The organism is Enterococcus sp. UD-01, from assembly GCF_044909655.1.
In the GTDB taxonomy this organism is placed as follows: domain Bacteria; phylum Bacillota; class Bacilli; order Lactobacillales; family Enterococcaceae; genus Enterococcus_L.
In genome coordinates this window covers 14,992-28,137 of record NZ_JBIYEU010000026.1, presented here as the reverse complement: position 1 = coordinate 28,137, position 13,146 = coordinate 14,992, and the positions used below count along the sequence as shown (strand labels likewise).

Genomic DNA, 13,146 nt, shown 5'->3' with positions numbered 1-13,146 from the left:
GAATAACCGAAAGTAAAACAGCTTAACAACAAATAAAAAAACGGAGTAGATTTCTCTACTCCGAAAAAAGTCTAACTTTTTGGGGTCACTACAAAATCCACTCTATAAAAAGTCTAACTTTTTGGGGTCACTACAAAATATATAGTCTTTTTATTTTCGCAATGAGAACCTACTATTATAACAGAAAAGAGGAGTAATAATTGGGATTATTTGATGGTTTAATGGGGAATGCAACACAGCACAGCAACGATTCAGTACAGAACGAATTAAGAGATATTTTGATTTTAAATGAACAAGTGGATCTGGCATTTAAATTGGTTCGCGATTTAATCGTTTTTACAGATAAACGATTAATCATTGTAGATAAACAAGGCATGACCGGTAAAAAGGTAGATTACAAGTCCATTCCATATAAATCAATTTCACGATTTTCAGTAGAAACCAGTGGGCATTTTGATTTGGACGCTGAATTAAAGATTTGGATTTCAAGCGCTGAAAATCCTTCAGTAGATCTTCAATTCCGTAAAGATAAAAACATTGTTGCGATTCAACAAGCTTTAGCTTCAGCAGTTTTGCGCTAAAAAGTAATGATAGCTGCTTATATAAGCAAAAAACCTCTGTACATTCATCTGTACAGAGTTTTTTTGCAGTTATTATTTATTTTGCCAAACGATAAATGGCATCCGCATAAATCGCTGTTGCTCTGAATAAGTCATCCAGCGCCATAAATTCATTCGCTTGGTGCATGGTATCTGTATAGCCGGGGAACATTGCGCCATAGGCAACGCCGCGTTTTAATAAACGTCCGTAAGTTCCGCCTCCAATAATTTGTTCGTGGCCTTTTTGACCCGTATGATCTTCATAAACCTGTAACAACGTTTCAACCAAAGGATCATCCGCTGGTACGTAATGCGGTTCTTGATTACGGTCACCTTGGACGATAACGGCTCCTTGTTGCCCTGCCGTTGCATTGACACCGGCTTCTAATTTTTCGGCTGTCATGCCTTTAGGATAACGGAAGTTCAAGCTCATGTAGTTGCCTTCTTCTGCTTCATTTTTGAAAACAAATAAGCCAGCGTTCATCGTTAATTTACCCATTTTAGCATCTTCGAAAGCCACACCTAATTTTTCACCATAAAAATCTTCATGAACTAGCGTTGCCGCCACATGAATAAATTCTTTCGCTGCTCCGCCGAAATCATAGCTATCTAAAAAGACAGCCAAGAAAGTAGCAGCATTAATACCGGATTGTGGGCTGGCACCATGCGCTCCTTTACCGACAACTTTTACTGTAACGCTTGTTTCATTGGCTTCTAGCGAACCGGAGATTGGTTCTCCATCGACGAAAACAGAAAAGGCGCCCTGCATTTTCGCTGCCGCATCTGCAGACGGTACAGTGATTACTGCTTCAGCTGTTCCAGGTACCATATTTTCACGCAAGCCGGCAGTAAAGCTTTCTAATGTGTATGAGCCAGTGTTGCTGCCTTTGAAGCGCGCATATAAAGAAACATTGCCTTTTTCTCCGTTGATAATTGGGAATTCAGCATCTGGTGAAAAACCGAAGTCAGGTGCTTCTTCATGTTTGAAATAATAATCCATATCGCCCCAGCCGCTTTCTTCGTCACTACCAACGACAAAACGAACTTTTTTAGATAAGGGTAATTCCAGCTCTTTAATAATTTTTAGTGCATAATACGCAGCCATACTTGGACCCTTGTCATCGCTTGAACCACGCGCAAAGATTTTACCATCTTTAATAACAGGCTCATAAGGATCTGTATCCCAACCATCACCGGCTGGTACAACATCCATATGTCCAAAAATCCCTAATGTTTCACTACCTTCACCATATTCGATATGTCCAGCATAATTATCTACATTTTTTACAACAAAACCATCGCGCTCCCCATAAGCAAGCATATGTTTTAAACCGGCAACAGGTCCCGGGCCAAATGGCGCATCAGCGGTCGCTTGAGAGTCATCGCGTTCACTATTGATCCGTAATAAATTTTGTAAATCTTCCAGTAGCGCATCTTTACGTGCTTCTACTTCTTTTTGCCAATTAATTGTCATTTGTTGTCACTCCAATTCAATTTTCTACCTGTTCATCATACCACTAACTTCCCTAAAAGAAAAAGGCAGGAGTCATTTTTTTAGAATGTTTTTGGCTTTTTGCGATTAGAGCAAATTGGCTTTATAATAAAGAAAACGAATGAAGGAGATGCCCAAATGAAAAAACTGACACACGATCATCTCTCGGTTATTCAGCGACGTCCAGCTGAAAGCTATAAAGGGACTTTTGGGCGAGTGGTTTTGGTGGGAGGCAATGACTTATACGGCGGCGCCATCCTTATGAGCGCTGAAGCTGCAGTAAAATCCGGCAGCGGCTTAGTTTCCGTAGTGACTGCGGCTAAAAACCATGCTGCTTTACACGCGCGCTTACCCGAAGCTATGGCTCTTGACTGGGAGAATACAACAGCAGTCAAAGAGTTACTCGAAGCTGCAGACGTCCTTTTGATCGGACCGGGTTTAGGCTTAACAAAGCAAAGTCAGCAGCTGCTTGAGCTTGTTATTCAGCAGCAGCAGTCTACACAATGGCTTGTTATCGACGGCTCAGCGATCACCTTGTTTGCTAAAAAGACTTACGCATTAAATTATCCGGAGCAGGTCGTGTTCACGCCTCATCAAATCGAATGGCAGCGAATGAGCGGCTTATCGTTAAAAGAACAAACTCTAGCAAACAATCAGGCTTTCCAACAAAAGCTGTCGGCGACGATCGTTTTAAAAAGCCACCGCACACAAATTTATACCGCTCATTGCAGCTATGAAAACACACTTGGAACTCCTGCCATGGCCACAGGCGGCACAGGTGATACACTTGCCGGAATCATTACCGGATTTTTAGCACAATTTGCAAACAAAGAAGCCGCTATCTGTGCTGCAGTGTACCTTCACAGCTTAATTGGCGAAGAATTGGGCAAAGAACGCTATGTGGTTTTACCGACAGAAATTAGTGCTCAGCTGCCTTTTTACATGAAACACTTTGAAACCTGATTTAAAACCAGCATAGTTGTTGCTACAGAAATTGCTCGTTATAAAAAGCGGTGCAGGAATCTTTTATCCTGTACCGCTAGCTTCGTTATATTTTCAAATCTTTCCGTTGGTAAACCCCATACGAGCCGGCTAAAAATAGCAAGCTGCAGCCAAGCAGTACAGCTATTACAGTGACAGACAGCCCATTATCCAAGAGGCTGCTGGGAATCCCTAAATGAATAGGAGAAAGCTTTTTAGCCCAACTGAAAGTATCATTTAATTCAGCTAAAATACCGAGCAAATAAAAACCAAATACTATGCCTAAAGAAACGCTCATACTTTGTTTACTTGATCTTAACAGCGCAGAAAGGAAAAAACCTAACGCTAAGAAAAAGAATAAAATTATCGCTTCCTGTCCGAAAATTCGGCTAATCCCGGAAACAATTTCCCTTGTCATATCGCTTGATTGTTTAAATAATAACGTCGCCCCCAGCGATAGACTGAAAGAAAACAGCCAAAAAAGAAAGAGGATGCCGCTATTTGCTAATAATTTACCACTGACAATGCCTTTTCGTGTCACAGGCTGTGCATATAAAAATTCAATGGTGCCGTCTGTTTCCTCTTTGATAAGTGCTTGACTTCCCAACATCATCGCATAAATTGCAGCTGCTAGAAACATGTATTGAAAATAATAAGCAAAAAAGCCGGTCGCCACTAAAAAGCTCGTTTGTCCGCTGGTGCTAAGATTGAAGGTTTTCAGCAATGTCGGGGATAAGCCTTTCAAAGAAGCATCCATTACATCCTTCATCGCTGAGTCATGCATTTGAGGATAAACTGCACTGAAACCGAAAATCACCAGCATAAAAATGACCAGCCAAATGCACAAGCCTTTTGTCAATGAACGGATCTCTATTTTTGCTGTTGTCATTTTCCAGTGCCTCCTTCATACAACGCCATAAACTGATCCTCTAATTCCGGATTCGTAATCGTAAAATCCTTGATTGAGGGATCATTTAACAGCGGCAAAACTCGATGCAGGTCTCCTTCATAAAACAATCTGGTTTCGTTTTCTTGGTGCTTAATGATCGCGGCGCCAATTTGTTCAAAAAGTGAAAGGGGAATCTTTTCTCCGATCAACGTAATCACCTTTCCAAGTGATTTTTCTTTTGAAACCTCTTGAACAGTGATAATTTCCCCTTGACGAATAAAGGCTGCCCGATGCGCGTGCTGCTGGATTTCATTCAGATCATGGCTTGATAAAAAAATAGTCATACCTTCTTTATTATGCCGCTCCAGCTCTTCAAATAAGCGATGCTGCATTAACGGATCCAATCCATTGGTCGGCTCATCTAAAATCAATAGTTCCGGCTGCGGCAAAATCCCAGCTGTAATAGCCACTTTCTTTTTATTTCCCAAGGATAATTCAGACATCTTCTTTTTTCCGTCAATATCAAAAAGTTCAATAAAATGCTTAATTCGTTGCTGACTATTGGTCAGTTGATGAAATTTTGCGACATAGTCGAAAATTTCCAAAGCTGTCATAGCAGGATAGAAACGCACATCACTTGAAACATATCCTGTTCGTTGCCGAATCGCTTTCGCCTCTTTTACACTATCCATTCCCAGTAACCTTGCCGTTCCTGCACTTGGATAAATAAAATTCAACATCGTTTTAATCGTCGTTGACTTACCGGCGCCATTTGGTCCGATAAAACCAAAAATCTCTCCTTTTGCCACACTTAGGTCCACCTGATGAATGGCTGGCTTTTTTTGATACAGCTTAGTCAAACCTTTAAGCTCAATCGCGTTCATGCCACGCTTCCTCCTTATTGACACACTAGTCAAGTGCAGTATACGTCTAAATTAACTGATTAGTCAAAGGCTAATAAAACACAAACGCTTTTTCTGTCACTATCGTTCATTTTGACACTACATTTTTTATTCCTGAAAAGTTATTTATTTTCCAGTAATCGAAGTTCTGCTTCTGTCAATGTGCGGTAATCACCAAGTGCCAAGGCTTCATCCAGCCATAAATTGCCCATTCGCAATCTTTTAAGATAGACGACTTTTTTATCCACCGCTTCAAACATTCGCTTCACTTGATGAAACTTTCCTTCTTGAATAACTAGCTGAATATCTGACGTGCCAGCTCCTGAATCAACAGCTTTAATCATTAGCTTGCTGGGCTTTACCTGTTCGCCATTCAATAAAGAAAAGCCTTCGGCAAAGCGCTGAACATCAGCTTCGGTAACTATCCCTTGAACTTTGGCAAAATATTCTTTATCTACGTGCTTTTTAGGCGACAATAAGCGATGCGCCAGCTGCCCGTCATTGGTTAAAAGCAGCAGCCCTTCAGTATCTTTATCCAAACGCCCGACTGGAAATAAATCTGCTCGATAATCCTCATCTTTCAATAAATCAATCACCGTCTGATCTCTGTTATCTTCGGTAGCTGAAATTACTCCTTGCGGCTTATTTAGCAAATAATAATAATAACGCTGATAAACCAACACCTCATCAGCAAAAGCAATCTGATCCTGCTCTTCGTTGATTTGTTGTTTTCCGTCTTTTACCATTTGTTCATTTACTGTAATTAACCCTTTCTTTAACAATTGCTTTACCTCTTTACGACTCCCCAGCCCTACATCAGCTAAAAATTTATCTAATCGCATAGCTACCTCCTAAAAATATCATCCTGATTTTAGTAAAAGAAAAACCACAAAAGATTGGCTAGACAATTTCTGTGGCTTTCTTTGGTAAAAGGTACGATTTTTCCTTCGACCTTTATTATTTAATTTTAAATTTACGACGTAATCTTTCCACACCACTGCCTAATAACTTATCTGCTAAACGCAGCTTCAGCATGATATAGCCATAAACCGCAGCACCGGTTGCAGCCACAAAAATGATAATGATAAATGACTGGAACTTACGTGAAGGATCCAAGAATAGGTACAAGAATTGACGCATAATACTTGCAGCAATCATCATAATCAATGTGACTAAGAATATTAATAACCCACGGCGTAAGGTCAAACTATAGTTAAAATGGCTAACTTTTTGAATTTTTCTCATAATCAAGAAACATGCAAGAGCAAAGCCGATCATTGTTGCGTACAACGGTCCGTATACCTCAAACAAGCGTACACAAGGATATTGAACGATTAATTTCAGCACTAGACCTAAACCGAAATATTTAATAGCGGCTTTGTTTTCATACATTCCCATCAGCATTGTTGAAGACAACATATACAAGCCCATAAATAGACCGGCAAAACATGCCTGAACTAATACAGCCGTTCCTAAAGCATCAGGCGCGTAAAACATCGTGTACAAGGGTTTTGCCAGCACAATCATCCCGAAGGTTGCCGGCAGCATTACAAACATAAACAACTGCAAATTATTGCTAATCAGCTTAGAAAGATCCCGGTATTTCTTCAACGTAATCGCTTCAGTGATTAGCGGCAAGCCTGTAGAGGAAATAGAGGTGGCCAACGCAATAACTACCATGGTCAGCTTATCCGGATTCGCGTTAAAAATCGCAAACATCGTCCGCAGCTGACTGCCTGAATAAGCTGTAAAACTTTCCATGATGTTTGAGAAGGTAAATTGGTCGACTAATTTGAAAACAGTTACACCGGAACCGACAATAATAAAAGGGATCGCTTCTTTTAAGGTTTCAATAAGTAAGTCACTTGTGGAAGCTTCATGAACATTCGCACTGTGCTCCACTAAATAATCGAACATCGGCTTTTGCTTTTGCATATAAAACAGCAGCACTACTAAACTTGCCAGCATTCCTATGAACGCGGCTAATGTAGATTGCGTAACAGCTGCGACATAGTCACCACTGGTCCACTTCATGATAATAAAGGCTGTTAACAGCATATAAAATACGCGTGCTACCTGTTCAATAATCTGCGACAGCGCGTACGGCATCATATCTTGATTCCCCTGGAAATAGCCGCGAACCACACTCATACATGGAAAAATCAAAATAGCCAAGCTTAACGAACGCATCGTAGGAATCAAATCTTCTCCGCCGCCTGATAAGCTAGCTAAAAGTGGAGAGGCCAGATACATAACAATAGCAAAAATTCCGCCTAGTACAGCCATTACCTGTAAAGCACGATAAAATAACTGCCGGCTTACCTTGTATTCATTTAATGAATTGTAGTAGGACGTTTGTTTGGCAATCGCCGCAGGAATCCCTGCTGTAGAAATTAATAAAAAGAATGCGTAGACCGTATAGCCCATTGAAAACAAGCTATTCGCTTCATTCGCGTGCTCGCCCATCCATGCATACCATGGAATGATGTAAACCGCACCTAATAGACGAGAAATTATATTACTAGCTGTCATCCAAGCCGATCCCTTGACCATCTTTTCTTGATTCGTCAGAATCGGTTGTTCAGCAGGATTTGGTTGATTTATCATTGAACTCCTCCAACTTTCTTCAAACATGCTTTCTTTATTTTAATTGTTAAATCAAGTATATGCAACGACTTTCTGGAATAATTTAACTAATTTATAGTATCTGTCCGAAAATCCTCTAAAAACTGATATTACAGGGTTTTTAACAACAAAAAAACAAAAAATAACTTTATTAAAAAGTATCGAATTTTATTGAATATACATATTAAAAAGCAATAAAAAACTAGTTGTTTTTCAGCTTATTTTTACAATTATACAAAATACTCTTTAGTTCATTCGCGATATTTATTTAATATAAATATCCAAAATTAATTCCTGCAGTAAATACCCACAGCTCGCTACACACATCTTGAAGTTTTACGTTTTAAATTGTATGATGAGTTTCTAAATAGTTTTTACTGTAAAATAGTACATATAGATTTAAGAACGCGCTTGGAGGCATAGCAATGAATCTTTCTTTAGCAACAATTCGTGAATGTTTACTTAAAGAACAGCTTTTAAAAGAATTTATTTCAAATGATAATTGGTCATTACAATTGCCGGCTGCATTTACCGATAAAACGTTTCAGGCTCTTTCTTATGATTCACGTAAAGTCAACAGCGAGACACTTTTTTTCTGTAAAGGTTTGAACTTCAAAGAAGAGTATTTAGAAAAAGCTGTAGCATCCGGTCTTGAGGTTTACGTGGCTGAACAGCCTTTTGCCGGGAGTGCTAAGCTTGGCATTATTGTCACGGATATAAAAAAAGCGATGGCGGTTTTAAGTATGGCTTTTTACGATTATCCGCAACACAAATTAAAGCTGATTGGCTTCACAGGAACCAAAGGCAAGACAACTGCCGCTTATTTTACTAAGTTTATCTTAGATCACACGACAAAACAAAAAACAGCCATGCTTTCAACGATGAATTCAACCTTGGACGGCAAAACTTATTTTAAATCTCAGTTAACAACACCTGAGTCTCTTGACCTGTACCGAATGATGGCTGAAGCAGCCGCGAACCAAATGACGCATTTTATCATGGAGGTTTCCTCACAGGCCTATAAAACAAATCGAGTTTACGGTTTATTTTTCGATGTAGGAATTTTCTTGAATATTACACCGGATCATATTAGTCCGATTGAACATCCAACGTTTGACGATTACTTTTATTGTAAACGGCAATTGATCGCTCATTCTAAAACGATGATTTTCAACCGGAATTCGGATCATTTTCAATTATTAAAGGAAAACGCGGAGCTGCTGCATATCCCTTATCTGGTTTATGGTGATGAGCACTCGGATGCTGATTATATTTATCAAACAGATTCAGCGGATTCTTTATCGTTTTCCATTAAAGCAAAAAAAGAAACGCTTGCCGTTTCCGGAGAATATCAGCTGCGCTTAGGCGGCGATTTTAACAAGGGCAATGCTTTGAGTGCTGTTCTGGCGGCGGCCTTAACCGGTGCCTCAAAAGATGATTGTCAGCTTGGCATTGAAGAAACCACTGTTCCCGGAAGAATGGAGCTTTTGACCCATTCCAACGGCGCGCGGGTCTATGTTGATTATGCGCATAATTATGACAGCTTAAAAAATCTGCTAAGCTTTGTCAAAACAGCCCATCCAGACGGCCGCTTAATCGTCGTCATCGGCAGTACCGGCAATAAAGCTATTTCTCGGCGTAAAGATTTCGGTCTGGTTTTATCTGAATTAGCGGATATTGCTATCTTGACTACGGATGATCCGGCTGACGAGGATCCAGCAGTGATTTGCCAGGAAATTGAGCAGTACATTACCAGTCCCATTCAAGTGGAGACCATCATTGACCGCGGTGAAGCAATTGCCCAAGCGTTGGCGTTTAGCCACTCGAAGGATGCCGTTGTTTTAGCAGGTAAAGGTGCAGATCTATACCAAAAAATTCATGGAGCAGACACTCCTTATGAAGGCGATTATCAAATCGCCAGTCGCTTAGTTCAAAAATAAGCCACACAAAAAGAGCGGTCTATGCCGCTCTTTTTTAAATCATTAACAACATGACCAATGTCATCAAAATTAAACTGATCAAAATACTTGCTGAAGAAGTAAAACCCACGGTCGCTTCCGGCACTCCTGCTTTCACGCTGTTAATCACTGAAAACGTCGGCATCGGCGCCAAGCTTAAAACCACTAAAACAATTCTCAACATAGGCGACAACGGCCAAACGAAAGCAAAAATCAACGCTAAAATCAGCCCACATAAATACCGCCAGAACAAAGCTTCTTTTACCAGTGTTAAAGCCTGTTTCGGCAAACGCAGTTCAAGATACAACCCAATCATAAACATTGATAAAAAGCCATTTGCTTTGGCAATTACTTCCAACATCTGCAACCATGCGAATGGCAAATCCAATTGAATTATCCGTAATAACAGCATTAACATATAAACTACAAAAGGTACCGATTTCAATAAAGTAGCTGCAATTTTTTTAAAAGAGGTTTCTTCCTTTGAGCCCGTCAGCTTATCAATTAAAAGAGTGCTGCCACCGGTCAGCATCACACTATTGCCGATATCAAACATCAATAAAAAAGGGATGGCTAACGGATAAAAGCCCTGAATAAAAGGCAACGTAAAATTGCCAACGTTATAGCCGGACATCGCATATAGTTGAAACTGACGCTCTAACGTTACCCGCTTTTTACTCACTCCAGCCCCCACTAAAATAACTAAAATATTCATTATTATTCCCAATGCCAGCAAAAAGAACAACGTTTCTGAAACAACCACTCCGGCTAAACTGACAATCACCGTAGCAGGCAATGTTATATTTACAATAATCACCGACAGCATACCGCCGTCTGCTTTACTTAATAACCCAATACGTTTCATCAAATAGCCCAAAAATATAATAAAACAAAAGCTTGCTGCTTGTAGTAAAATCTCTTTCAACCCTTCAACTCCTTACTGTCATTTTCATCCTCACTATAAAGTATAACAAAAATCGAAGCGAGTGACTGTCTTAAACAAAAAGAATCTGAAAACAATTGCCCCTACAATCGTTTCAGATTCTTTTTCACTTATTTTTTCACTTCTGAAGGCTTAAAGCCTTTTAAACGTAAAGCATTCAATAAAACGGAAACCGAACTAAAGCTCATCGCAGCTCCGGCAATCATTGGATTAAGCAAGGGACCGCCGAACAAATAAAGCACGCCCATAGCAACCGGAATCCCTAATGTATTGTAGGCAAAGGCCCAGAATAGATTTTCCTTGATATTTTTGATGGTCGCTTTGCTTAACTCTACCGCTGTTGGAACATCCAGCAAATCACTTCTCATCAGCACCACATCTGCTGATTCCATGGCAACATCGGTTCCTGAGCCAATGGCGATGCCAATATCTGCTTGTGCCAAAGCCGGCGCATCATTGATGCCGTCACCGACCATTGCCACTTTTTTTCCTTCCTGCTGCAGCTTAGCAACCTCTTTGGCCTTATCTTCCGGCAACACTTCACTTAAGACCCGATCAATACCGACTTGCTTGGCAATCGCTGCGGCTGTTCGTTGGTTATCGCCGGTAATCATAGCGACTTCGATACCCATTTGATGTAACTTTTTGATTGCTGGGATACTGTTAGGCTTAATCGTATCAGCTACCGCGATTATCCCGGCAATCTTCTCATCCTTAGCAATGTACATTGGTGTTTTCCCCTGCTCAGCTAATTGATCTGAAACAGTCACTAATTCTGCTAAAGTAATATTACGTGCTGTCATCAATTTTTTATTTCCTAATAATAATTGACTGCCTCCAATCGTTACTTCAATCCCATGACCAGGAAGAGCTTCAAAGGCTTCAGTTTCAACAAACGGCAAATTCTTTGCCACCGCACTGTTGACAATCGCTTCCCCGAGAGGATGCTCAGAGCCTTTTTCAGCTGATGCTGCCAAACGCAATAATTCAGCCTCAGTGAAACCTTCTGCTGGAACGATATCCGTCACTTTTGGCTTTCCTTCGGTGATGGTTCCTGTTTTATCAAAAACGATTGTTTGGATCTTGTGAGTGGTTTCAAGTGCATCTCCGCTTTTAATCAGTACACCATTTTCAGCCCCTTTTCCTGTGCCAACCATAATCGCTGTCGGGGTAGCTAAGCCTAATGCACAAGGGCAGGCAATAACCAGCACTGAAATAGTAATGGTTAAAGCAAAAATCCAAGATTCCTGACCTAAAAAGAACCAAGCCAAACCAGCTAAAACAGCTAATCCAATCACCACAGGTACAAAAACACCAGAAATTTTGTCCGCCATCTTAGCGATCGGCGCTTTTGACCCTTGCGCATCTTCTACTAGCTTAATAATTTGCGATAAAGCCGTATCTTTACCGATTTTCGTTGCTTTAAACTGGAAGCTACCGTTTTTATTAATGCTTGCGCCCGTAACGTTGTCGCCAATTCTTTTTTCCACTGGCATACTTTCACCAGTCAACATGGATTCATCCACCGCACTTGAACCGGCTACAACGATACCATCTACCGGAATTTTTTCACCGGGGCGAACAACAATAATATCTGCTACCTGCACACTATCGACTGGAATTTCCAGCTCTTGTTCGTTACGTAAAACCCGGGCATTTTTAGGTGCTAAGCCCATTAATTTTTTGATTGCCTCTGAAGTCTTCCCTTTAGAAACAGCTTCGAAATATTTACCTAATGTAATCAACGTTAAAATAACGCCGGCTGATTCGTAATACAAAGCCATCGTAAAATGCGTATCCCCTAAAAAGATCATTATCGTTCCATATAAACTATAAATGACCGCCGCACTTGTACCCAAAGCCACCAAAGAATCCATATTCGGATGACCTTTTATTAAAGCTTTAAACCCTACTTTGAAAAAGCTTCTGCCAAAATACAAAACCGGTACAGTTAAAATCAGTTGAGCAGCAGCAAAAGTTTCGGCATGCCTCATTGGATCTAAAAAGCTTGGCAGCGGCAACCCAATCATGTGTCCCATCGCAATATAAAGTAAAGGAACGGTAAAGATTGCTGATAGCCAAAAACGGCGCCACATCTCTTCAATATGCTTTTGTTTTTTCTCACGATCTTGATCAATATTTTCAGCAGTATCCGTCTGTTCAACTGCTCCATATCCAGCATCCGTCACTGCTTTCGTGATATCAGCGATATTCAGCATAGAAGGATCATAAGCGACAACCATTTTTTCAGTAGCTAAGTTGACGGAGGCTTGCTCCACTCCCGCTAATTTACTGACTGCCTTTTCCACTGTTTGCGCACAAGAAGCACACGTCATGTCCTCGATCGCAAAGGTACGTTGCTGTGTATTGGAAAATGCTTCATAGCCGGCATCTGCCACTGCTTTTTGGATATCTTTTTCAGATAGTTGGTTTTCATCATATTGCACGCTTAATTTTTCCGTGGCTAAATTCACCGCAGCAGAGGAAACACCCGACAGCTTAGCAGTTGCTTTTTCTACAGCTTGGGCGCAGGAAGCACATGTCATCCCTTCGATCGCAAATGTTTTGTTGGTCATTTTCAACTCTCCTTTTTTATTGTTTATCAATCGTCTATATTTGTAGTCGTTATGTTCTTCTTTAATATTATGCTTTACCAATAGTTTTGTCAACCTATTTGTCAAATCTTTTTAAGTATAAAAAAAGGTTGAGCCGAAAGTCGTGTAAGTTCTTCGGCCACCGTTTATTCGTAAGTAATGG

The 13,146-nt window shown here is 40.4% G+C and carries 10 protein-coding genes; 3 read left to right on the top strand and 7 right to left on the bottom strand.

Annotation, left to right across the window (positions count from 1 at the left end; genetic code table 11):
- Window positions 1-200: 200 nt before the first annotated feature.
- Window positions 201-581 (top strand): PH domain-containing protein, encoded by a 381-nt coding sequence (locus ABH902_RS15325; RefSeq protein ID WP_404592213.1) that lies wholly within the window; start codon window positions 201-203, stop codon window positions 579-581.
- A gap of 76 nt (window positions 582-657) precedes the next feature.
- Here ABH902_RS15325 and pepV read toward each other — a convergent pair whose 3' ends face one another.
- A complete protein-coding gene (gene pepV / locus ABH902_RS15320) occupies window positions 658-2,073 on the bottom strand; it encodes a dipeptidase PepV (protein WP_404592211.1) in 1,416 nt (471 codons plus the stop codon).
- Window positions 2,074-2,229: 156 nt separating this feature from the next.
- Here pepV and ABH902_RS15315 point away from each other — a divergent pair, with 156 nt between their 5' ends.
- Entirely contained in the window at window positions 2,230-3,054 is an 825-nt protein-coding gene (locus ABH902_RS15315; protein WP_404592209.1) for an NAD(P)H-hydrate dehydratase, read from the top strand.
- Between the two features lie 85 nt (window positions 3,055-3,139).
- On the opposite strand, the gene ABH902_RS15310 is transcribed toward ABH902_RS15315, so the two are convergent.
- The 4 genes from ABH902_RS15310 to ABH902_RS15295 form a co-directional block, all read right to left on the bottom strand.
- Window positions 3,140-3,961 (bottom strand): ABC transporter permease subunit, encoded by an 822-nt coding sequence (locus ABH902_RS15310; RefSeq protein ID WP_404592207.1) that lies wholly within the window; start codon window positions 3,959-3,961, stop codon window positions 3,140-3,142.
- Window positions 3,958-4,845 carry an ABC transporter ATP-binding protein gene (locus tag ABH902_RS15305; RefSeq protein ID WP_404592205.1) on the bottom strand — a complete coding sequence of 296 codons (888 nt, stop codon included), beginning with the start codon at window positions 4,843-4,845 and terminating at the stop codon, window positions 3,958-3,960. The genes ABH902_RS15310 and ABH902_RS15305 overlap by 4 nt, the downstream gene beginning before the upstream one ends.
- Before the next feature lie 140 nt (window positions 4,846-4,985).
- Entirely contained in the window at window positions 4,986-5,705 is a 720-nt protein-coding gene (locus tag ABH902_RS15300; protein ID WP_404592203.1) for a pseudouridine synthase, read from the bottom strand.
- A gap of 115 nt (window positions 5,706-5,820) precedes the next feature.
- Entirely contained in the window at window positions 5,821-7,470 is a 1,650-nt protein-coding gene (locus tag ABH902_RS15295) for a polysaccharide biosynthesis C-terminal domain-containing protein (protein WP_404592201.1), read from the bottom strand.
- Window positions 7,471-7,913: 443 nt separating this feature from the next.
- On the opposite strand from ABH902_RS15295, the gene ABH902_RS15290 reads away from it, so the two are divergent.
- Entirely contained in the window at window positions 7,914-9,428 is a 1,515-nt protein-coding gene (locus tag ABH902_RS15290) for a UDP-N-acetylmuramoyl-L-alanyl-D-glutamate--L-lysine ligase (RefSeq protein ID WP_404592199.1), read from the top strand.
- A gap of 34 nt (window positions 9,429-9,462) precedes the next feature.
- Here the strand turns inward: ABH902_RS15290 and ABH902_RS15285 are convergent, their stop codons facing one another.
- Both ABH902_RS15285 and ABH902_RS15280 read right to left on the bottom strand, forming a co-directional pair.
- Complete coding sequence (locus ABH902_RS15285; RefSeq protein ID WP_404592198.1) at window positions 9,463-10,371, bottom strand: AEC family transporter; 909 nt, start codon at window positions 10,369-10,371, stop codon at window positions 9,463-9,465.
- A 128-nt stretch (window positions 10,372-10,499) separates the two neighbouring features.
- Window positions 10,500-12,965 carry a heavy metal translocating P-type ATPase gene (locus ABH902_RS15280; protein WP_404592196.1) on the bottom strand — a complete coding sequence of 822 codons (2,466 nt, stop codon included), beginning with the start codon at window positions 12,963-12,965 and terminating at the stop codon, window positions 10,500-10,502.
- Window positions 12,966-13,146 lie beyond the last annotated feature (181 nt).